The organism is Armatimonadia bacterium, assembly GCA_039679385.1.
Taxonomy (GTDB): Bacteria; Armatimonadota; Zipacnadia; order Zipacnadales; family JABUFB01; genus JAJFTQ01.
Map to the genome: position 1 here is coordinate 1 of JBDKVB010000173.1, position 21,984 is coordinate 21,984.

General features: G+C 64.8%; 15 protein-coding genes, 1 tRNA gene and 1 pseudogene. 15 read left to right on the forward strand and 2 right to left on the reverse strand.

Going from position 1 to position 21,984, the window contains the following annotated elements; genetic code table 11:
* The 6 genes from ABFE16_19770 to ABFE16_19795 all read left to right on the forward strand — a co-directional run.
* Positions 1 to 668, forward strand: a 668-nt coding sequence (locus ABFE16_19770; protein MEN6347539.1) for a methyl-accepting chemotaxis protein, incomplete at its 5' end; no start/stop codon positions are given.
* A 108-nt stretch (positions 669 to 776) separates the two neighbouring features.
* Positions 777 to 1,604: a protein-glutamate O-methyltransferase gene (locus ABFE16_19775; GenBank protein MEN6347540.1), complete on the forward strand. Its 828-nt coding sequence runs from the start codon at positions 777 to 779 to the stop codon at positions 1,602 to 1,604.
* 25 nt (positions 1,605 to 1,629) lie between these two features.
* Complete coding sequence (locus ABFE16_19780; protein ID MEN6347541.1) at positions 1,630 to 2,115, forward strand: chemotaxis protein CheD; 486 nt, start codon at positions 1,630 to 1,632, stop codon at positions 2,113 to 2,115.
* Positions 2,116 to 2,193: 78 nt separating this feature from the next.
* A complete protein-coding gene (locus ABFE16_19785; protein ID MEN6347542.1) occupies positions 2,194 to 2,622 on the forward strand; it encodes a response regulator in 429 nt (142 codons plus the stop codon).
* Positions 2,570 to 3,043, forward strand: coding sequence for a chemotaxis protein CheX (locus ABFE16_19790; GenBank protein ID MEN6347543.1), 474 nt, complete (start codon positions 2,570 to 2,572; stop codon positions 3,041 to 3,043). Before ABFE16_19785 ends, ABFE16_19790 begins: the two co-directional genes overlap by 53 nt.
* Positions 3,040 to 4,089, forward strand: coding sequence for a chemotaxis response regulator protein-glutamate methylesterase (locus ABFE16_19795; GenBank protein ID MEN6347544.1), 1,050 nt, complete (start codon positions 3,040 to 3,042; stop codon positions 4,087 to 4,089). The genes ABFE16_19790 and ABFE16_19795 overlap by 4 nt, the downstream gene beginning before the upstream one ends.
* A gap of 14 nt (positions 4,090 to 4,103) precedes the next feature.
* On the opposite strand, the gene ABFE16_19800 is transcribed toward ABFE16_19795, so the two are convergent.
* Positions 4,104 to 5,489: a tetratricopeptide repeat protein gene (locus tag ABFE16_19800; protein MEN6347545.1), complete on the reverse strand. Its 1,386-nt coding sequence runs from the start codon at positions 5,487 to 5,489 to the stop codon at positions 4,104 to 4,106.
* 153 nt (positions 5,490 to 5,642) lie between these two features.
* On the opposite strand from ABFE16_19800, the gene ABFE16_19805 reads away from it, so the two are divergent.
* A complete protein-coding gene (locus ABFE16_19805; GenBank protein ID MEN6347546.1) occupies positions 5,643 to 8,372 on the forward strand; it encodes a right-handed parallel beta-helix repeat-containing protein in 2,730 nt (909 codons plus the stop codon).
* Between the two features lie 76 nt (positions 8,373 to 8,448).
* Here the strand turns inward: ABFE16_19805 and ABFE16_19810 are convergent, their stop codons facing one another.
* Positions 8,449 to 9,927, reverse strand: coding sequence for a hypothetical protein (locus ABFE16_19810; protein MEN6347547.1), 1,479 nt, complete (start codon positions 9,925 to 9,927; stop codon positions 8,449 to 8,451).
* A gap of 147 nt (positions 9,928 to 10,074) precedes the next feature.
* On the opposite strand from ABFE16_19810, the gene ABFE16_19815 reads away from it, so the two are divergent.
* The 8 genes and pseudogenes from ABFE16_19815 to ABFE16_19850 all read left to right on the forward strand — a co-directional run bounded on the left by ABFE16_19815 (position 10,075) and on the right by ABFE16_19850 (position 21,963).
* Positions 10,075 to 10,149: transfer RNA gene (locus tag ABFE16_19815), tRNA-Ala, on the forward strand.
* 78 nt (positions 10,150 to 10,227) lie between these two features.
* Positions 10,228 to 10,971: a hypothetical protein gene (locus ABFE16_19820; protein MEN6347548.1), complete on the forward strand. Its 744-nt coding sequence runs from the start codon at positions 10,228 to 10,230 to the stop codon at positions 10,969 to 10,971.
* Between the two features lie 163 nt (positions 10,972 to 11,134).
* A complete protein-coding gene (locus ABFE16_19825; protein ID MEN6347549.1) occupies positions 11,135 to 12,409 on the forward strand; it encodes a PilT/PilU family type 4a pilus ATPase in 1,275 nt (424 codons plus the stop codon).
* Between the two features lie 117 nt (positions 12,410 to 12,526).
* Positions 12,527 to 13,708 (forward strand): type IV pilus twitching motility protein PilT, encoded by a 1,182-nt coding sequence (locus ABFE16_19830; protein MEN6347550.1) that lies wholly within the window; start codon positions 12,527 to 12,529, stop codon positions 13,706 to 13,708.
* A 76-nt stretch (positions 13,709 to 13,784) separates the two neighbouring features.
* A pseudogene (locus ABFE16_19835) lies at positions 13,785 to 14,798 on the forward strand (type IV pilus twitching motility protein PilT).
* Positions 14,799 to 15,251: 453 nt separating this feature from the next.
* On the forward strand, positions 15,252 to 16,397 hold the full coding sequence (locus ABFE16_19840; protein ID MEN6347551.1) for a hypothetical protein: 1,146 nt from the start codon (positions 15,252 to 15,254) through the stop codon (positions 16,395 to 16,397).
* A 159-nt stretch (positions 16,398 to 16,556) separates the two neighbouring features.
* Complete coding sequence (locus ABFE16_19845; protein ID MEN6347552.1) at positions 16,557 to 20,855, forward strand: LamG-like jellyroll fold domain-containing protein; 4,299 nt, start codon at positions 16,557 to 16,559, stop codon at positions 20,853 to 20,855.
* Positions 20,856 to 20,901: 46 nt separating this feature from the next.
* On the forward strand, positions 20,902 to 21,963 hold the full coding sequence (locus ABFE16_19850) for a uroporphyrinogen decarboxylase family protein (protein ID MEN6347553.1): 1,062 nt from the start codon (positions 20,902 to 20,904) through the stop codon (positions 21,961 to 21,963).
* The last annotated feature ends 21 nt before the right edge of the window (positions 21,964 to 21,984 follow it).

Here is a 21,984-nt window from a genome sequence, read left to right on the forward strand (position 1 = left end):
CCAAGATCGTCAAGACGATCGACGAGATCGCCTTCCAGACAAACCTCCTGGCTCTCAACGCAGCCGTCGAAGCCGCTCGCGCCGGAGACGCAGGCAAGGGCTTCGCCGTTGTCGCCGAGGAGGTGCGCAACCTCGCGATGCGCAGTGCCGAGGCGGCCAAGAACACCGCGAACCTCATCGAGGAGTCCGTCGCGCATGCCGAGAGCGGCGTTGCGATGAACCGCGAGGTCTTCAGCCAGCTCCAGGAGATCAACGAGCAGATCCGCAAGGTCGGCGAGGTCATGGCCGAGATCACTGCGGCCTCCGAGCAGCAGAGCCAGGGCGTGGAGCAGATCAACGTGGCTGTCGAGCAGATGGATCAGGTCACCCAGCAGAACGCTGCCAACTCGGAGGAGTCAGCGAGCGCCGCCGAGGAGCTCTCGAGTCAGGCGGAAGAGCTGCGCAGCATGGTCGGCCGCTTCCAGATGACGGACAGCCAGGGCGGTGCCGCCAGGCCGCAGGCACGTCCTGCCGCTGCCGCACCCGCAAGCAGCAGAAAGACCGAGCCTGGTGCGGCCTCCCGCACGCGCCCGGCCCCCGCGAGGTCTGGACGCGAAGCCACAGCACAGATCCCGTTGCCCGACGACGCCGCCGGTCGACGCGACGGACTGACGCTGCAGGACTTCTAGAGCCTCTCAGGCATGGGGCTCGGAAGGGTACCGGGTCCCATGCCGATACAGCAAACCCGAACGGGTGAGAAGGCCGCACCAGTCTGAGCGCAAGGATGTAGACTCCCTGTGACCATAGTGCAGTCACCCAAAGGACTAACCCGGGAGCAGTTCGGTGCCATCTGCCGCCTCACTCACGAGGTCTGCGGCATCAATCTGCATGAGGGCAAGGAGAGACTCGTCGAGGCTCGACTGGCACGGCGTCTTCGCGCTCTGGAGCTCGTCGACGTTGACCAGTACCTGGACTACCTGCGCGGCCCCTCCGGAGACACCGAGATCCTCCATATGGTCGATGCCCTCACGACCAACAAGACCAGCTTCTTCCGCGAGCCGCAGCACTTCGATTTCCTGGCTGAGAGGGTGATCCCCGAAGCGACTGCTCGCGGCTCGCAGTTACGCCTCTGGAGCGCCGGCTGCTCCTCCGGAGAGGAACCCTTCACCATCGCCATGGTGGCGCTGGAGACTCTCGGAACCAACCGGGCAGCCTCCGTGCGCATCCTGGCAACGGACATCTCCGCCGAGATGCTCGACAAGGCCTCTGAGGGCGTCTACACCGAGGCCGCACTCGCCGAGGTGCCGCGCCCGCTCCTGACCCGCTACTTCGAGCCGATCAAGGGTTCGGCGCCCCGCTCCTGGCGGGTTGGTTCGCTCTTGCGCCGGACGGTGACCTTCGCCCAGCTCAACCTCATGGAGAAGTGGCCGATGAGGGGACCCTTCGACGCGATCTTCTGTCGCAACGTCATGATCTACTTCGACCGCGAGACGCGAGATCACCTGGTCGAACGCTTCCGTCGGTTGCTGCACCCGGAGGGTTACCTGCTCGTAGGCCATTCGGAGAGCCTTACGGGAGCCGAGACCGGCCTGAGCTACGTCCAGCCCGCGGTCTATGCGCGATGAGACCGACCGCCGCAGAGGTGCGCAAGTGAAACACATCGTCGGCGTGGCAGATATGTGTGTGTCCTCAACCTCCGGGGATGTCATCGTCACCTATGCCCTGGGTAGTTGCCTCGGCCTGACGGTCCACGACCCTGTGGCGGGTGTCGGTGGGATGCTGCATGTCATGCTCCCGCTCTCGACAATCGACGCGGACCGCGCCCGCGAAAACCCCTGCATGTTCGTCGATACAGGAGTTCCACGCCTGTTCCTCGAGTGCTACAAGGCCGGCGCCGAGAAGCGTCGACTCCGGGTGAAGGTCGCAGGCGGAGCCTGGGTCCACCAGGGCGATGAGAGCGGAGACTTCTTCCAGATCGGCAAGCGCAATGTGCTCGTGCTGCGCAAGCTGCTGTGGCGTAATGGAGTGCTTCTGGAGGCGGAAGACGTGGAGGGAACGTGCTCACGGACGATGTCGCTGGAGATCGGCTCCGGCCAGGTGCTGATACGGTCGGAGGGGCAGCAGCGGGACCTGTAAGGGTCGCATCAAGCGGTCTGCGTACTCGCAGGTTCAGTCTCGGCTGGCCCTGCGTCCCCGGGTGAGGCGATAGGCACGATGCAACTGAATGTGATGATCGTCGACGACAGCATGGTGATGCGCAGCATGATCCGGCGCACCTTGCAGCTCAGTGGGCTGCCACTGGGCGACCTTCACGAGGCGGCTAACGGGGCCGAGGGGCTCGAGACGCTCGAAAACCACCCCATCGACCTGATCCTTGCCGACCTGAATATGCCGGTTATGGACGGCGAGACCATGATCGAGCACATCCGCGCCGATGCCGCCTTCTCGCACCTGCCGATCCTCATCGTATCCACCGAAGGCAGCTTCCGGCGCATCAGTCTTCTTCGCAGCAAGGGTGCCGAGTTCGTGCACAAGCCCTTCACGCCCGAGGCGATCCGCGAGGCCGTCTCGGACCTCACAGGAGTCGACTATGACCAACTCACTGGACCTGAGGCTGTATCGGGCAGCGGCCCAGACTTTTGAGGAGCTCGCCTTCCTCTTTGCCTATCCCCAGCAGGCGGAGGCTCAGAGCGCTGCGCCCACCGACGTCATAGCAAGCGCTTCCTTCCGCGGCCCGCTGCAGGGCCGTGTTACAGTGGCCTGCCCGCGCTCGATGCTGCCGGCGATCGCCCGCAACATGCTCGGAGAGGCAGAGGACCCGCCAGAGCTGCAGCAACTCGATGCCCTCAGCGAGATGGCCAACGTCGTGTGTGGCAATCTGCTGCCGACGCTTGCCCCTGAGGGGTCGGTCTTCCACATGGAGGCCCCGCAGGTCTTCGAGGGCGACCTCCTCCGCGCCGAGGACACCCCGGCCGCTCGCACCCGCCTAGAGTTCGACGAGGGCTGGGCAGAAGTGGGGTTGCACTTGCAGGACACCCGTACCGCCGACGGAGGGTGCCGATGATCAGGGTTCTGGTGGTCGATGACTCCGCTATCGTGCGGCGGGTCCTCAGCGAGCAACTGAACGCCCTCGACGACGTAGAGGTCGTCGGGACAGCCGTGGATCCCTACGTGGCCCGCGACCGGATCATGCAGCTCAAGCCTGATGTGATGACCCTTGACGTTGAGATGCCACGCCTGGACGGCCTGTCCTTTCTGGCGACGCTGATGCGACACCACCCGATCCCGGTCGTGATCGTCAGCTCGCTGACGCCGCGCAACAGCGACACGGCCTTACGTGCCCTGGCGCTGGGGGCGGTGGAGGTCGTGCCTAAGCCTGGGTCCTCCTACTCAGTGCCCGACGTCGGTCGCGAGTTGGCTCGGGCGGTTCGGGTCGCGGCTCGAGCCAAGCTGCGTCCACAAGCAGAAACGGAAGCAGGCCCAGAGCTCCTCCCGAGCACGGGCCTGCTCACTACCCACAAGGTCATCGCCATAGGCGCATCAACTGGTGGGACTACAGCCATCGAGGACGTGCTGAGGCGGCTTCCTCGCACAACCCCGGGCATCGTCATCGTCCAGCACATGCCCGAGTACTTCACAGGCCCCTTCGCAAAGCGTCTCAACCAGTTCTGCGAGATGGAGATCCGCGAAGGCGAAGACGGCGACCCGGTTGTTCCCGGGGTGGCAATCGTCGCCCGCGGAGCCCGGCACATGGTTCTGCAGCGCAGCGGGGCCAAGTACGTCGTGCGCATCAAGGACGGCCCGCCGGTGCATCACCAGAAGCCGGCCGTCGATCCGCTCTTCGAGTCCGTGGCCCAGGCCTGTGGCCCCAACGCTGTCGGAGCGCTTCTCACCGGCATGGGAGCCGACGGTGCACGAGGTCTACTGAGTATGCGCGAGGCCGGAGCGCAGACGATTGCCCAGGATGAGGCTACCTGTGTCGTCTTCGGGATGCCCAGGGAAGCGATCAAGCTCGGGGCGGCCCAGGAGGTCGTGCCACTGCCCAATATTGCCCAGCGCATCCTGACCTCTCTGGGCAGCGAGGCCGGCAAGCCCGCAGCAAAACACTGAACTCCCAGCGCCCCTCAGGGCTGCTTCTTCAGCTCCGCGATGCGGTCCCGAGCCTGCTGGATCACCGCTGCGTAGCTGCCCGGGGCGTTGTCCACGAAGCCCTGGTAGGCCTCGATGGCCTCCGGAAAGCGCTTGAGTTCCTCGCACACGAGGGCCTTGTTGTAGTACGCCTCTGCGAAGCTGGGCTTAAGCTGCAGAGCGCGATCATAGTCGACGAGAGCCGCCGGGTACTGCTTGAGGCCCTGGTGCGCAGCCCCGCGAGCATTGTAGTAGCGGGCGTCGTTGGCCTTCAGTGCCAGGGCGCGGTTGAAGTCCGCGAGAGCCTGCTCGTTGTGGCCATCGGCACTGTAGGCGCTTCCGCGGCCGTAGAGGGCCTCCGCATGGGACGGGTTCAGCAGCAGCGCCTTGTCGAAGTCCTTGATTGCTCCCGCGTAGTCTTGCTTCCCCTCTGAACGAGCGATGCCGCGATCTGCGTACAGGTCTGGGGCCGACGGGTACAGCTCGATCGCCTTGTCATAGTCGGCGATGGCGCGGTCGAAGTCCTGGGCGCTCTCAACATACGCCAGGCCCCGGTGATGGTAGGCCTGGTAGTTCGACGGGTCGCGGCTGATCGCCTCGGTGAAGTCGGCGATGGCGCCGGTGAGGTTCTGCGTCGCCATACGGGCATTGCCGCGACAGTGGTACGCGTAGGCAAGTCCGGGGTTGAGTGCGAGGGCACGGTCGTAGTCGGCCAGCGCTTCACCATAGCTGCCCAGCGCATAGTGAGTGTTGCCGCGGCTGACAAGCGTCCAGGCACTGTCCGGCTGCAACTGGATCGCACGATCGTAGTCAGCCAGGCACCCCTGGTACTCGCCGCGGGCATACCGGGCAGTGGCTCTCGCTGTATAGGTCGTCGGGTCCTTCGGGTCAGCAGTGATCGAGGCGTCGTAGTCCGCGATGGCGCGCATGTAGTCGGCCTTCGCGTAGTAGGCGTTCCCCCGGTTGCGCAGAACTCGCGGTGACTTCGGGTCGATCGCAAGGGCCCTCGTGTAGTCGATCAGGGCGGCGTCCATCTTGCCCTGCCGGTAGTACAAGTCACCACGGCGTGCCACAGCCCCCGACTTGGGGTCAAGCTCGATCGCCCGGTTGTAGTCGGCCAGGGCTTGCGGGAGCTGGTTCATCGCGGCATACACGTTCCCGCGTGCCAGGTAGATGGCCGCCAGGGACGGGTCCAGCCCTGCTGCCCTGTCGAGGTCGCCCATGGCCTTCTCATAGTCCCCTGCATCGTAGAAGGCGACCGCTCGATTGGTGTATTCCTGGGCCGTCTGGGGAGCCTGCTGGGTCTGGGCAAAGCCTGGACCCAGACACAGGGCCAGGCCTGCCGCAACCAGGATCGAGCACAAAGCCTTCGTCTTCAGCATCAACTATCACCTGCACAGTAGTGAACCGGGTCCTGCCCGTTTCTCCCCCGCCTCCGCAGAGACCTGCGGGCTGAAGGTAACGGCTGTCCCTCGGGCGAAGGACACCCCAGCCGTCTACTGCCCGGGTATCCCACGAAGGGTTAGGTGGTCAAGATGCTCTCTCGAGCCGTCCTCGCCACACTTCTCCTGCTGTCGATTGGAGGTGCTGCGATGGCCGCCGACGCGCAGTCCATGGCGCTGTATGTCTCCCCCACGGGTAACGACGCCTGGTCCGGCAGGTACCCAACGCCTCGCGATGGAGACGGGCCACTGGCGACCCTCACCGGTGCCCGTGACGCCCTTCGCCGCCTCAAGGCAGCCTCAGCCTTCCCGGTAGGCGGCATCAGCGTCGCAGTCCAGCCCGGTACCTACGAGCTATCGTCCCCTCTGGAGCTCACCGATGCCGACTCGGGCCTTGCGCAGGGCGACGTCATCTACCGCGCCTGGCCGGAGCGCCAGGTTCACCTCGTCGGCGGGAAGGTCGTCCGCAACTGGACGCCGGTTACCGATCCGACTGTGCTTTCAAGACTCGACCCATCGGCACGCGGCAAGGTCATGCAGGCCGACCTGCGGGCTGCCGGCGTCACCGACCTCGGTGAAGTCGTCTCCGAGGGCAGGCGACTTGAGTTCTTCTTCAAGGACGAGCCCATGACCCTCTCCCGCTGGCCGAACGAGGGCTTCGTCAAGATCGTCGACGTGCTCAACCTGAACCCGGTGGATGTGCGAGGCACCAAGGGCGACCGCGGCGGCAAGTTCGTCTACGACGGCGACCGCCCCAAGCGCTGGACCACAGAGAGCGACCCCTGGCTGCACGGCTACTGGTTCTGGGACTGGGCGGACCAGCGCATGAAGGTCGAGTCCATCGACACCGACAAGCGCATCATCTCTCTTGCGCCGCCGCAGCACAGCTACGGGTACCGCAAGGGCCAGTGGTACTACGCCCTGAATCTGCTGTGCGAACTGGACAGCCCGGGCGAGTGGTACCTCGATCGCCAGACCGGGATACTCTACTTCTGGCCACCTTCACCGATCACCGACGGCTCCGCCGTGGTCTCAGTGCTCGGCGACATGGTCAAGCTGAGCAACGCCTCCAACGTGATCTTCGAGGGCTTCACCTTCGAGGGCTCACGCGGGTCTGGAATCGTGATGAGCGGCGGCGAGCACAACCAGGTGCTCGGCTGCACCTTCCGCAACCTCGGCTCCTGGGCTGTGAAGGTCTCCGGCGGCGCTGCCAACTCGGTGATCGGCTGCGACGTCTACAACGTCGGTAACGGCGGCATCTCCCTCAGCGGGGGCGACCGCAACACCATCACTCCGGCAGGGCATCTGGCTGAGAACAACCACATCCACCACTACGGCCGCTGGAACCGCATGTACCAACCGGCCATCTCCCTGTCCGGCGTCGGGAATCGCGCTGCTCACAACCTGATCCACAACGCTCCACACGAGGCGATCGCCTTTAGCGGCAATGAGCACGTGATCGAGTACAACGAGATCCATAGTGTGTGCTACGAGTCCAATGATGCCGGCGCCATCTACGCGGGCCGCAACTGGACCATGCGCGGGACGACCATCCGCTACAACTACCTGCACGACATCAGCGGCTTCGAGGGACGAGGCTGCGTCGGCGTGTACCTTGATGACATGTACTGCGGCACCGCCATCAACAACAACCTGTTCTATCGCGTGACCCGGGCTGCCTTCATCGGCGGCGGACGGGACAACTCCATCGAGAACAACGTCTTCGTGGACTGCCGTCCGGCGGTGCATGTTGATGCTCGGGCCATGGGCTGGGCCAAACCCGGGGCCGAGAGCTGGGTCAAGGAATCCAGCGAGAAGGGCACGCACCTGGGTCTGCCCTACCTCAAGCCGCCCTACAGCGAGCGGTACCCGCAGTTGCTGAACATCGTCTCCACCGACCCCTTCGCGCCCATGGGGAACCGCATCGACCGCAACATATGTGTGGGTGGTCGTTGGGACGAGATCGAGGGTAAGGGGCGGCCCTTCCTCACAATCGGGGACAACCTCCTCGACCAGGATCCGCTCTTTGTGGACGCCGAGCACCTCAACTTCCAGCTCAAGCCGCAGTCCCCGGCGTACCAGATCGGCTTCGAGCGTCTGCCCATCGAGAAGATGGGACTGTACAAGGACCCGCGACGGGCTTCCTGGCCGGTCACCCACAGCGTTCGACCTGCCCAGATTCCGCCGGCACCGGCTCCGCGGGCCGCACGCACCAACCCCGTGGTCTTTCGCGTTCCTGCTCGAACTCAGGCAGTGAAGGTGGATGGGACGCTGAACGCCGAGGAGTGGTTCGGCCTGGACACCACTCGTGGGATCACGGTGGAGCAGGGCATCAACGGCGAGAAGCTCGCCCGCAAGAGTCAGGCATGGCTGGCCTATGATGCGCAATACCTGTACCTTGCGATTGACAACGCTGTGGACCCGCTCCAGGCTCTTCGTCCCGGTGATACCTGGGGCCAGGACGATGCGGTCGAGGTCTCGCTCCAGAACTCCGCAGCCGGCAAGACCGCACCGATCCTCGTGCTCCGAGGCTTCCCTTCCGGTCACTTCGTGGGTTCGGACGAACCCGGGACACCGAAGGCCGTCGTCGATACGGCTGCACAGGGCGTGCTCTATGCTGCCCGTGCGGTCAACGCTGCCCGCTGGACTGCGGAGTGGCGGATTCCCTGGGCATCCCTCGGGATCGACCCGTCAACCCAGACACGCTTCGCCTTCAACCTCTGTGTGCGTAAGTCGGCTGAGCCCCTGTGGGTCGAGTGGCAGGGAACCGGCACCTACACCTGGGAAGTGAGCCAGGCTGGCGTGATCGAACTGGTCAGATAGCCTTCGTGTAGAGGGCCCCGGACACAGCCGTGCCGGGGCCCTCTTTCCCTGTGCGACCAAGCGTCTCATACCGACCTCAGACCTCCACCGAGTACACGGTCCCGTCCTCCACCTCCAGCCGCAGCGCGAGGGTGTCGTAGCGGAACTCCTCGCCCGTCTTGCCACCTTCCCAGGTCAGCACGTGACACGAGCTGTCACCGTGAACCGGCACGGCACTGTTGAGCTCATACCCCGGTAGTGGACGCCCAAAGGGATCACGCAGCTCAGCCCGCAGCACTCCTCGCACCTCGGCGTTCACAACGAAGTGCTCGCCGACGTGATTGAAGGGCTTCAGCAGCAGACGGCCTATCATGCGCTCCGTGCTCTTCAGTCCTGCGAACCGCCCCTTCGGGACCTGTGCCGTCATGATCTCGCTGTGGGCCGCTGCGACGCCTTCCGGCAGCTTCCCGTTGTGCATCGAGTTCACGCCCTGGTACAGGACGATCCAGTTGTCCCCGCCGTCGATCAGGCGGTTTGTGGCGTAGGCCCCCATGCAGTCAGGCTCCGGTACCGGACCCCTTGGTATCCACCCGCCGCGCAAGGGGCGGAGCCAGTGATGGGTGTCGCGGCTGAAGCACAGCTCGATGTCCATTGTCTGCTCCCAGCAGCGGTAGTGGCCCAGGAACCCCAGATTCCACTCACCCTCCGGCTGGACGGCCAGGTAGTAGAACTGCTGGTGGAGCGGGTCGTTCTCATCAGCGAGGATCAGCATCTCGGGATCCGACCACTCGATCCCGTCGCGGCTTTCGCGCCGGTGGATGGTTCGCAGAACCCGGGGTGCGTTGTCATGGGGTGTCATGCGTCGGGTCTCGGCGTCGATCGGCAGCAGCCACACCGAGTACATCTCCAGCATCCGGGTGCGCTCGTTGTAGTACACATAGGTCGCATCGTTGCTGCGCAGTCTCTTCGCTGCCCACCAGTCCATGGTTCTCTCGGCGGCGAATCGGTTCTTCGGGTCGGCGGCCGTCAGCCCGGCGACGAGTGCATTCTGCCCGAGCTCCAGGTCCGCCGGGTGCATGATGTGGGGCATCTTGAGGTCGATGATCCGCCAGCGGATCCCGTCCTCGCTCTCGGCCACGAGGTAGCGCATCCGGCCGATGTGGTGGCCGTGCCACCAGAACCACATCAGCCAGCGCCCATCGGGGCACTGAACCACCTGCGGCTGCACGATGCTCTCACCGGCCGGCATCCCCTCCGGCCAGATCCAGTTGGTCTCGAGGCCCTCGTGCTGCACCTGTCCCAGGTCGGGCTTCTCCCAGCGCAGGCCGTCCCGGGACTCGGCCAGAGCCAGGTTGTACGAACGGGGCTCGGCTCTCCGCGTGGCCGAGTAGTACAGCCGGTACGTGCCGTCCGGCATCGGCACGACACTCCCGGCGAAGCACAGGGCCCGCTCCAGATCGCTGGGACGCAGATCCATGTCGGCGACCCCACACTTCTCCACCGGTCCAGGGGTCAAGTGTAGGTTCCAGCGTGCGGCAACGTCGCGGTCATCGAAGAAGTAGAGCCTGCGAGACATCCTGACACCTCACTGCGTGGATTGTGTGAAGCGACCAGCCACTCGCCCTATACTACACTTTTCCCGACGCCCCTGGGCCCCCGAAAAAGGTCACCCTCAGAGGGTTGACGGGTGCCGATTCGTCTGCTATACTCGCACCCGTTCTGTGGGGCAGTGGCGCAGGGGGAGCGCGTCTCCTTGGCATGGAGAAGGTCGGGGGTTCGAATCCCCCCTGCTCCACCACATGAGTCTTTCAAAAGGTTAGCGCAGGCATCTCCCAGCTTGCGCTACTTTTGTATGTGCTGAAGGTTTGCTGGTAACATGAAGGTAATTCCCCGGGCATGTCGAATAGTCCTCGCGCTATGCTGGATGCCGGCACTCGCAGTCCCCGTGTGGGCAGCGCCGGCAAAGGACGCTTCTGCCGACGCGCGAGACGATGTGGTCGTCGTGGTCTTCTCCGACGCCGGTGGCCACCGGGGCACGGTGACCCTCTCGTACCCTGAGGGCGTCTCGCAGTCGCAGGTGCAGCAGGATCTGGTCGCGATGCAGACCGTTTCGGACTGGCGCTTCTCCCCTGCCGGCGTGAAGAGCGGGGCGCAGGAGAGCCAGGCAACGGCCGTCATGCGGCCCGCCGCCCATATCGGAGCCTACGGAGAGCCGGTCTGGCCTGCAGTCTGGGCTCTGCGTCGCTTCAACCGCGTCACCGTGGTGGTCATGGGAAGCAACTACCAGGGGCGGACCGGCAACCTGGAGAACAAGTATGTGCGGCTGGTGCGGAGTGGCGGCGGGATGCTGTGGTCGTACGACGCAACGGTCCTGGACCGCACCTTCGCAACCATGGCCGACCTTTGCACCGCGAGACCGGAGGCCACCACTCCTGAACCGGCAGCGCCGACCGCACCGCAGCCCAGACGGAACCTGTGGCCGCTGGCGCTGATAGCGCTCGCCGTCGGTGGTGTGGCCTACTTTGTGACAGCGCGTGCCGGCCGTGGCAAGGGTATTACCCAGTCCGAAGCGAAGCACCGGGCGACTCTGCGGTCACGTCGGGCACGGAATATGCGTTAACAAATGAGGGTACCTAACCCCACCGGGGTGGGTGCTGCGGTGGAAGAGCGGAGACGAGAGGGCGGTCCAGCCCTTGACGGGAGTCTGGGGCCTTGCCCCGAGGACTTCCCAACCCAGGCCAAGCAACTGTGCCCTAGCAGGTGTGAGTAAGGAGGCCCTTGCGTTGAGTGAATGGAAGCTCGAGATGTGGCAGGACGTGATCCGGGCGGCTGCGGCGGTCAAGGCTTCGGACGTCTTCTGGAAGCCCGGCACCCCTCCCCACGCGAAGATGAAAGGCGTCGTTGAGATGGCGCCCGAGGGCGACAGTGGCCCCTGGCCCGTGATGAGGCAGGAGGACACTGAGGCTATCGCCCGCAGCCTCATGAGTGATCGCGCCTGGGAGCGTTTCCTCGAGTTCCCCGAGAAGGACATAGGTCTCAGCATCGAGGGCGTCTGCCGCCTTCGTATCAACATCTACCGCGAGCGGGGCAACGTCTGCGGGGTCATGCGTATCATCCCCCTGGACATCCTCACGATTGACGATCTGGACATGCCGCCGGTCCTCAAAGACATCTCCATGAGCCCGCAGGGGCTTGTCCTCGTTACCGGGCCCACCGGCTGCGGGAAGTCCACCACCCTGGCGGCGATGATCGACCACGTCAACCGCAACCGCAAGGCCAACATCATCACCGTCGAAGACCCAATCGAGTACGTTCACAGGGACCGGAACTCGATTGTCAGCCAGCGCGAGGTCGGCATCGACACCGAGGACTTCCAGCCTGCCCTGAAGTACGCCATGCGCCAGGCTCCCGACGTGATCCTCATCGGCGAGATGCGCGACACGATCACCATGAGCGTCGCCATGCAGGCAGCCGAAACCGGCCACCTGGTCTTCTCAACAGTTCACACCACGAGTGCTGCCGAGACCCTCGAGCGTATCGTCAACATGTTCCCGCCCCACGAGAAGCAGCAGATCTGCATGCGCTTGAGCCGCACACTGCGCGCCGTCATCTCCCAGTCACTGGTTGCCCGCAAGGAGAGCCAGGGACGGGTAGCTGCCATGGAGATCATGGTGGTCACGCCGACGATCCAGAAGTTCATCGAAGATGGCAAGCCTTCCGAAATGTACGAGGCCATTGTGGAAGGCGGCCACTGGGGTATGATGACCAAGAACCAGTCGCTGTTGTATCTGTACCGCGACGGGTTCATCAGCGCCGACCAGGCCCTGTTCTGGGCCGGCAACCGCACCGAGATGCGCCAGATGATCCGGCGCCTCGATGGGGAACGCTCCGATGCCGCCAGGAAGGCTGCCGAGGCTGCTGAGGCCGAGGAGCGGCTGCGACGGACACGGCAACGGGCTGCGCAGCAGCAGGCCGCTGCCCAGGCCGCCCAGGCCGCTCAGGAAGCCCAGGGCAACGGTTCCGCTCCTCCTCCGCCCCCCGCGGGCGAGAACGGGTAGCAGACCTGTTGTGACCTGGCGCACGGGCTTCAGAGACATGCGCCGAGCCCGCAGCGCGGACGACACAGTGCCTGGTCGACCAAGCTAACAGTGGCGCCCAATCAGGAGGTAGCTAAGATGGCGAGTTTTGCCTTGCCGGACCTGCTGAGGCTCATGCCGGACATGAATGCGTCCGACCTCCATATCCGCGCTGAGGAGCCTCCGGTCATGCGCGTGAATGGCAAGCTTGGACGGCTCACGGACTTCCCGGTCATGACCGCTGACGACACCCGTGAGCTCATGACGGCGATCATGACGCCAAGCCAGGAAGAGCGCTTCGAAGAGACGCGGGTCCTTGACATGGCCTACGAGATGGAGGGCGTCGCCCGCTTCCGGGTCAACGTCTTCCACCAGCAGCACGCCGTCGGCGCCGTCATGCGAATGATCCCCATCAAGATCAAGAGCGTCGAAGAGCTCGGCCTGCCGCCCATCCTCAAGGAGTTCGCCATGCTCCCCCGTGGTCTCGTTCTCGTTACCGGGCCGACCGGTTCCGGCAAATCGACCACGCTGGCTGCCATGATCCACCATATCAACGCCACTCGAGCGGCTCACATCATCACCATTGAGGACCCGATCGAGTTCGTGCACGAAGACGTCAAGTGCGTTATTGAGCAGCGCGAGGTCGGCCAGGATACCCACACCTTCAATGACGCCCTGCGCCACGTTATGCGCCAGACGCCTGATGTCATCCTCGTCGGCGAAATGCGTGACCTTGAGACGATCCAGCTTGCGATCACTGCAGCTGAAACCGGCCACCTTGTTTTCGGAACCCTGCACACTACCGACGCGATGCAGACTGTCGACCGCGCCGTCGACGTCTTCCCACCGGCGCAGCAGCAGCAGATCCGCATGCAGTTGTCGGTTACCCTTGCAGCCGTAGTCTGCCAGGCCCTCCTGCCTATCAAGGACCGTGCCGGGCGCGTACCTTCCTTCGAGATCATGAAGGGCTCTCCAGCCATCCGCGCCGTCATCCGCGAGGGCAAGACCCACATGCTCTACAACCTGATCCAGTCCGGCGCCGAAGAGGGTATGATCGTTCTGGACCAGTACCTCGCAGAGATGGTGCGTCGCGAGGAGATCGCCTACGAGGCAGCGCTGTCCAAGTCTTCCTATCCCGGGGAATTCGCCAAGCGCTGCGGCGAGTTCGCCGTCCTGCCCGAGGATGAAGAGGCACCACTAGTCCTTGGCCATGCAGACGCGCCTCCACAGGAAGCGCCTGGCGGCTATGTCCATGGTCAGGCCCAGAGCGGCCAGCAGTAGCCCCGCAGGGCAAGGAGCGAGGTCGGCGCGTCGCCGACTATCCGTTGCGTACTAAGGGGGATCCCCCATGGCGAAGATGGACATCAACAAGCTCCTTGAGTTCGGCGTGAAGCAGGAGGCCTCGGACCTTATTCTCAAGGCCGGGCAGCCCCCGATCTTCCGCATCCACGGTGACCTCGTCCGGATGAAGACCGAGGTCGTGACCAACGCCGAAGCTCGCGAGACTGCCTTCCCGATCCTCAACAAAGGGCAGATCGAGAAGTTCGAGGAGGACCTCGAGCTCGACTGGGCCCACGAAATCCCCGGTCTGGCTCGCTTCCGCGGTAACATGATGATCCAGCGTGGGCGCCTGACGTGCACCTACCGGACCATTCCCATCACCATCAAGACGATGGCCGACCTGGGACTTCCGGAGATCTGCCGCAGACTCTCCGACTACCCGCGTGGCCTCGTCCTGGTCACCGGGCCCACGGGATCGGGCAAGACTACCACCCTGGCCGCGATGATCGACTACATCAATGAGTCGCGCCCAGAGCACATCCTCACCGTCGAAGACCCAATCGAGTATGTGCACCCATGCAAGAAAGCCCTCATCAACCAGCGTGAAGTCGGAGTGGACACGCCCGACTTCGCCGCTGCGCTTAAGTATGCTCTGCGACAGGACCCCGACGTCATCCTCATCGGGGAAATGCGCGACCTTGAGACTATCAGTCTTGCGATCACCGCAGCGGAAACCGGTCACTTGGTCTTCGGCACCCTGCACACCACCGACGCCGTCCAGACTGTCGACCGCGTCATTGACGTGTTCCCTCCCCACCAGCAGCAACAGGTGCGTATGCAGATGTCCGTTAACCTTGTCGGAGTGCTTTCGCAGGCTCTGGTGAAGACGCGTGACGGCCACGGACGTGTCGCCGCCTTCGAAAGCATGGAGGCCGTCCCGGCTGTCCGCAACCTCATCCGTGAGGGCAAGACCCACCAGATCGGTTCGCAGATTCAGACCGGCTCCAAGCGCGGGATGTACACCCTCGACCAGTCCCTTGCGACGCTCGTCAAGCGTGGTATCGCCGATGAGGACAGCGCCAGGTCCAAGTGCATGAGTATCGAGGAGTTCGACGAGTTGCTCGAGCAGGACATCGTCATGGAGGGTGCGACTACCGTCCAGGACGGCGGACCGCGCACGGCAACGGCCGAGGCTCGCGAGACGGCACACCGCCAGGAGTTCCAGCGGCGCCTGCAACAGCGTCGCGCAGGTGGCGGACACGGTGGACACGGTGGTGGCGCAGGCGCCGGCGGCGGAGCGGGAGATGGTGGCGGGCAGTAGTCTCCACCGCCCACCGCGGTGGCCACAATAGACAGCTCCGCGCGCGATACCGGCTCAGGGGGTATCGTCCAGGGTCAGGTCGTCAAGGAGCCTCGCCGCGCGCAGCAAGAAGACGGCAGCAGGCAGCGCAGGGGCTCGTGTCCTGGGAACTACTTGCTGCCGTTGCTGCTAGTTCAGACAGTATCCGCCGGCACACATTCTCTGTTCCGGGTAAGGGACACGATGAGGACCCAATCGCGGCCACACCCACCAAGGCACGAGGCAGCATCCATCGACGTTGGCGACCTCCTGACGCGGTACGGGGCTGTCCTGGTTAGGCTCGGCGGCCTCGGCTTCCTCGTCTGCGTCGGCTACTTCATCTACGCGATCTATGGGGGCGTCCTGCAGGGCGCGGACCCGCAACGGGCCCATTTCCTCATCAGTAGCTTTGGGAAGGGCCTGGTAGTCTCCTCCATCGTCCTCGCCCTTGGCATGGTCACCGTCACCATCGATGAGGTCGCCTATTCGGTGCTGGTTGGCCTCGGTGGCGTGGCGCTTATGCTCGGTGTCCCCTATCTCGTTGCCAGCAACCTGTCCTCGCAACTCACCGCTGAGTACCAGAACGTCACACGCACCCTGTCGAGCTCGGGCACCAATGCCGGCCTTGGAGTACTCGTCGTCGTCGCTCTGCGCATCCTCTACGAGCTGTACATACAGATCCTCGAGGCGCCCGAGCGACGTCGCGTCAAGCTCGAGAAGGAAACCACGGAGGGTGTCGTCAAGAAGGGCAGCAAGTCCTTCGTCGGTGGCAACATCACCAGTCGGTGCTGGCAGATGCCCTTCTGCCACGAGCGCATCAAGGAGATCTGCCCGGCCTTCAAGGCGCGCAAGACCTGCTGGCGCTACGGCATCGGCTGCAACTGCGACCCCAAGCTCATCGAGACCCTCATCCGCATGGGGGCACCGGGTAGCGGGAAGCAATCGAACGAGATGCGCGTGCGCCAGGGCGACTACATACGGTCCGACCTCCAGGCCGACGCCAAGCTGACGGACAGGCAGGACCGCACCATCGCCTGCTCCAAGTGCCCGATCTACAACGAACACCAGCGCCTCAAGTTCAAGTTCGTTAACCCGGTCATGATCCTCGGGACCGTCGTCGCCCTCGGGGCGCTGTACCAGCCCATCACGGGCGCCTGGGCCGCCGTCGCGGGGGGTATCGTGCGCGTCGCCCACAACATCACCCTGAGGTCCGAGTTCGATGCCGGTGAGTGGTTCAGCTACCTGCAGGACGACGTGATCCGGGTCTTCTTCTTCCTGATCGTCAGCCTCATCGTCCTGGCCTATGTGCTCAAGTTCACTGAGTGGCTGATCCTCCAGAAGAAGTGGTAGGCGCAGCTCCGCGCCACTGTCCGCGAACAGGCAACGAGGCACCACACTCTGTGGTGCCTCGTTCCGCGTCCCATGGTGGTCGGTCCCTTCCCGAAAGGAAGTGGCCTGCCTTCCCGCGAAAGGACGGTCACTCGCCTCTGAACTGAGCGGAGGGCCACCATGCACGCTCTGAGCAGCCTACTTCTGACCGTCTCCCTTGCCGTCGCCGCCGCAGCCGACGTGCCGACTCCCAGCTTCTACCTGCCGCTCGATGGGGATGCCGAAGCCCGGGTGGCGGTCGGGTCACCTACGCCGCAGACCCGCGGGGCAGCCGACGACATCCTCGCGTACCTGAGTCTGCAGCGTTCCCTCTATGGCCCCGGCAAGGTTGGTCTGGCTTACGACGCCAAGGACACGCCGCTGGTGTACCAGTGCGCCGGGAACTTCCGCGCCGAGGAGGGCAGCGCGAGCTTCTGGCTGAGCCCGCACTTTGAGGGCTCCGACCACGGGATCTACTGCACCTTCTTCGGCGCCGCCAACTGGGGGATGGTCTACAAGTATCTGGACCAGTCCACCGTCACCTTCGCCACGGCCCGCCCAGACAAGGACCTCTACTATGACTGCGGCTCCCACGACATCAGCTCCTGGAAGCCCGGCCAGTGGCACCATGTCGGCCTCACGTGGTCGCGCGCCGGCAACTTCCGGCGGCTCTACCTCGACGGCAAGCTCCAGGGCAGCGGCGCCTTCCCCTTCTCTCGCGAGGTCAAGGAAGGGCCGCTCTTCGTCGGAGCGGGCTGCACGCTCTACCCGACCCCGGTTGCGCACGCCCAGTTCGACGAGGTCGCACTGTGGGATCGGCCGCTAAGCGACGAGCAGATGGCCGAAGTCTACGATCGCGGTCGCCAGTCGCTTCCCCTGGTGGCTGCGGCAGAGCTTCCGGTTCGTCCTGCACCCTCCTCCGCAGGGGCCGTGCAGCCGGTTACTCCTCGTGCGGTCGAGCAGCCGCCTGCCCCGGTCAACAGCACGCCCTCACGTCGCTCTGTGTCGCTGGAGGGTTGGTGGGCGTTCCTTCCGGTCCAGGCACCCGTCTCGCAGCTCCCCACGCAGGGCTGGGGTCTCGCTCGCGTGCCCGGCTACTGGACGGCACCGGGTGAGGCACTGGATGCTGCGGGGAAGTCACTGGGGAACCGTTGGCTCGGCAGGCCCCTCACCGACTACCGCCTGGCCTACCACCAACGCACCTTCACCCCGCCGGCTGACTGGAAGGGCAAGCCGGTCTTCCTTGCCTTCGAGGGTGTCGACGGCCTGGCGCAGATACTGCTGAACGGTCAGCCTCTCGCCTGGCTCCTGGGATGGGAGTACGAGTCCTACAACGTGTCCGACCGCCTCAAGTGGGGCGAGACAAACACCCTCACCCTGGTCCTGCACACCCGGGGAGACAGCCCGAACGCGGGTATCTACGGCAGCGTAAGCCTGCAGGCCATGCCCGACAGCTTCACCGACCACCTCACCGTGCAGTCGGTGGTGGATAGCCGCCAGATCCGCTTCTCCTGTGACCTCTGGCACCGAGGTACCGCCGAACCGGCGAAGCTGCAGTTCACTGTTACTCCGCACAGGGGCGATGGCGGCGAGAAGCGCTTCCTTCAGGACCTCCGACTGGATCCCGTCGACCGCTCGCAGCCGGCCTTCTCCCAACAGTGTCGCCGCGTCGAGGCCACCTTCGACTGGCCCGAGGCGCATCTGTGGAACGTGGACGACCCTTACTTGTATGACGTCCGCGTGCAGCTCTTGCAGGGCGATAGGCTGGTGGACGAAGCACCACCGGTTCGCTTCGGCTACCGCGAGTTCACCCGGCGAGGCTCCGACTTCTACCTCAATGGCAAGCCGGTCCACCTGCGTGGGCACCAGATCGATCTGGCCTGGGCCTCACAGATGGGGCACGTCAAGGAACTCAAAGCGGCCGGCATGAACGCCTTCGAGCTTTCCGGACCGATCAGCCATAGCTGGTATGCCGGCACGAAGTACCAGCGCGACCTCTTCGAGCAGGTGCTGGACTACGCCGACGAGACCGGCCTCCTGGCGATCCCGATCCTGCCCGACGCCATGGTGCTGCGCGACCGCCTCTTCGACCCTGAGGTCTCGCCCCTTTACCGCCACCGCGTCGAGAACCACCTCCGCCAGTACGGCAACCACGCCTCCATCGGCTTGTGGTTCATGCACTTCAACCTGGCCGGCTACCAGTGGTACGTTGCGCCCAGCAAGATCGACGGCAGCCACAAGCCGGCCGACGCAGGCTTCCAGGCGAAGGAGCGTTTCGCGCTCGAGGCCGAGAGGATTGCCGAGAGCCTCGACCCACGTCCTCTGTACCACCATGCCTGCGGCAACTTCGGCGACATCTTCACAGCGAACGTCTACCTCGGGCCGAACCAGCCTCTGCAGGAGCGCGAGGAATGGCCGCTGCGCTGGGCCGAGAAGCGGCCCTTCCCGCTGGTCGCCTGCGAGCACTGCTGCTACCTGATCCCCTACTGGTTCCGTCCGCGGCAGTTCCCTCTGTCCGTCGTCTACGCGGGCGAGCCGATCTTCGACGAGATCTCGGCGCAGGTCCTCGGCCCACGTGCCTACCGCATGGTCACGCCTGAGCTCTTCGACCTGTACGATATCGGGCGCACTCCCCGGGGGACGAGGCTCCAGGACCTGATCCGCAACCATCCGGGCTACCAGGAGGTCAAGTCCCTGGTTGCCCGGCGCTCGCTGCGTTCCTGGCGCGCCTTCGGCATCTCCGGCATCATCTTCAACGCCATCAACTGGGACTTCAAGGACGCGCAGGGCAAGGACCTGCCCGTCATGAAGGCACTTGCGCGGTACTTCGGCGACACCGATCTGTTCATCGCCGGGCCGCCGGGGGACTGGCCCTCCAAGGACCACGCCTTCATGTCGGGAGAGACCGTCCGCAAGCAGTTCGTGCTGCTGAACGACCTCAACCACGACATCCCTGTGACGCTCAACTGGCGGCTTGCTGATGCTGCCGGGGCCGGCTCTCGCCAGGGCACTGTCACTGCGCTTGCCAGGGCCGGGGAGACCACCTTCTGCCCCATCGAGTTCGAGGCTCCCCGCGTGGCTGAGCGGACCGAGTACCGCCTGCGAGTGGAGCCCGCTGCTCAGCCTGCGACGCCCTTCCTTGCCGAGAGCATGACGCTGCAGGTCTTCCCGGAGCCACAGCCGCCCAGGCTGACCGGCCAGGTTGCCCTCTACGACGAATCCGGAAAGACCCGGGAGGCTCTGGCGCGTCTGGGGGTGACCGCCAGACCCCTCGACGAGTCCACAGACCTCAGTGGTGTCTCGCTGCTGGTGGTTGGACGCGAGTCCTGGAGCGACCGCTTCCTGACCCTCGCGCGGAAGGTCGGCGTCGAACAGGCCGTCCAGCGTGGCATGAACCTGCTGGTCCTTGAGCAGTCCGGTGGCAGTCCCTGCGGGCTGCCGCTGGAGGAGACCTCGACCCGCGACGCCTTTGTCACGGTTCCCGGCCATCCCTTCCTCAGCGGGCTGACGGAGCAGGACCTTGCCGACCTGCGGGGCGAATCCGACCTGATTGCTCCCTATCCTGACGCTCGCCCTGAGACCGAGCGGTCCTGGCCAGAGCGCTTCCACAAGTGGGGAAACCGCGGCGTCCTGGCCACCTTCGTCTACCCGCGACCGCACTACGCACCCTTTGTGCCGGTGCTCTCCTGCGGGTTCGACCTGGCCCAGTCACCGCTGCTGGAGGGGCGCTTTGGTGCCGGTCGCGTCACCCTGAGCCAGATTGACGTGACCGTTCGCGCCGGAGTGGATCCCGTCTCGACCAGACTGCTGTCCAACCTCCTGCAGTCCCTGAGCACTCGCGGGACCGTGCCGGACCGAAGCTGCTGGTACGTCGGCGAGTCGGCCCGCACGCTGCTCAAGTCCTTCGGGATCGCGGCGCAGCCTGGCACAGCGGCCTCGCGTGGAGTGGTCGTTCTCGGTACCGAGCCCTGTCCGCCCGAGGTGTTGGGAGGCCTTCAGCAGGCCTTGCGCGAAGGCACCCAGGTCGTGATGATGCCGGGGTCGCCGGCCGCTGCGTCCCTTGGGCCACAGGTCCATGTGGAGCGGGTCTTCGCAGCCCGCAGCACGGGCAGCTTGCCTCCCGGCCTTCAGGACGGCGACCTGTTCCTCAAGACCTGGGTGAGCCTGGACACCTGTCGCCCACAGACGGACTGGACGCCGCTGACTGAGCCGGGTATCCTTGCTGAGCGCAAGGTCGGAGCGGGACGTCTGCTCACCTGCAGCCTCGACCCTTCGCGCCTCGGGGCCACTCGCGAGCGCATCAAGGCCCTGCGGATCTGGAACCTGCTGCTGGCCGACCTCGGCGCTCACCGCACGGGCTTCGAGGGCTTCCTGAGCCCGCAGGTGCCGACCTGGGAGCCCAACACCTGGGAGACGATTCCGCCCTACATGAACTGGTAACCTGCGTCTGGAGCCCTCTTCCGCATCACTTAGGGGAGCCTGAGCCATGACCTCCAAAGAACGTGTCCTGACTGCCTGCCAACACCGTGAGCCAGACCGCGTGCCGATCCAGGTCTACCTCACGCCGGAGATCCACGCAGGGCTTGTCGCCCACTTCCGCGAGCGCAACCTGCTGGAGGCTCTGGGCGTGGACTTCCGACACGTCGGTGCGCCGTACCGGGGTCAGTGCAAGCCCGGGACCGGCATGCCCGGACGAGCCGACCGCTACGACGAATGGGGTGTAGGCTACTCGCGCATCGAGTATGCGACCGGCGCCTACTACGAGGCCTCCGAGTTGGCTCTCGGCGCCCTCCAGACGATGAAAGAGGTCGAGGCTTACCCCTGGCCCTCCCCGGACGACTACGACTACAGCAACCTGGAAGCCCACTGCGACGCTTTGCACGACTACGCAGTGTGCTTCGGCAGCGCAGGGATGCCGGATGTCCTTAATGGCGTATCACGAGGTCGAGGCATGGAGCAGGTGATGATCGATATCGTCACCGAGGATCCCGTGGGGATGGCGATCATCGACCACCGCGTCGACCACTACTACGAGGTCTGCCGCCGGGCACTGGAGGCTGGGAAGGGTAAGATCGACATCCTCTGCCTCGGTGAGGACTGCGGTAACCAGAACGGCAGGATGTTCTCGCCGGCGACCTTCGAGCGCATCTTCCTCCCGCGCCTGCGCAAGTTCTACGACCTTGCCCACGAGTACGGGGCGCTGGCGATGATGCACTCCTGCGGCGACACTCACGACATCATGCCCACTTTCATCGAGATGGGGCTCGATATCCTCGATGCCATGCAGCCCGAACCCGTCGGCATGAACCCGGAGCAGATCAAGCACCTCTACGGAGACAAGCTCACCTTCTGCGGGCTTGTCAGCACCCAGCAGACGCTGCCCCACGGGACGCCCGAGCAGGTCCGCGCTGAGGTCAGGCATCGGATCGCGGTCGTCGGCAAGGGTGGCGGGTACATCCTCAGCCCGGCTCACTGCATCCAGCCCGACACGCCGCTGGAGAACGTGCTGGCGCTCTACTCCGAGGCACTGAGCGTGGCAGAACTCTGATCTTCGCGAGAGTATACGTCA

Coding starts and splice junctions, on each gene's coding strand:
- ABFE16_19785 (MEN6347542.1), top strand. CDS start 2,194: ATGCAACTGAATGTGATGATCGTCGACGACAGCATGGTGATGCGCAGC.
- ABFE16_19790 (MEN6347543.1), top strand. CDS start 2,570: ATGACCAACTCACTGGACCTGAGGCTGTATCGGGCAGCGGCCCAGACT.
- ABFE16_19795 (MEN6347544.1), top strand. CDS start 3,040: ATGATCAGGGTTCTGGTGGTCGATGACTCCGCTATCGTGCGGCGGGTC.
- ABFE16_19800 (MEN6347545.1), bottom strand. CDS start 5,489: ATGCTGAAGACGAAGGCTTTGTGCTCGATCCTGGTTGCGGCAGGCCTG.
- ABFE16_19805 (MEN6347546.1), top strand. CDS start 5,643: ATGCTCTCTCGAGCCGTCCTCGCCACACTTCTCCTGCTGTCGATTGGA.
- ABFE16_19810 (MEN6347547.1), bottom strand. CDS start 9,927: ATGTCTCGCAGGCTCTACTTCTTCGATGACCGCGACGTTGCCGCACGC.
- ABFE16_19820 (MEN6347548.1), top strand. CDS start 10,228: ATGAAGGTAATTCCCCGGGCATGTCGAATAGTCCTCGCGCTATGCTGG.
- ABFE16_19830 (MEN6347550.1), top strand. CDS start 12,527: ATGGCGAGTTTTGCCTTGCCGGACCTGCTGAGGCTCATGCCGGACATG.
- ABFE16_19840 (MEN6347551.1), top strand. CDS start 15,252: ATGAGGACCCAATCGCGGCCACACCCACCAAGGCACGAGGCAGCATCC.
- ABFE16_19845 (MEN6347552.1), top strand. CDS start 16,557: ATGCACGCTCTGAGCAGCCTACTTCTGACCGTCTCCCTTGCCGTCGCC.
- ABFE16_19850 (MEN6347553.1), top strand. CDS start 20,902: ATGACCTCCAAAGAACGTGTCCTGACTGCCTGCCAACACCGTGAGCCA.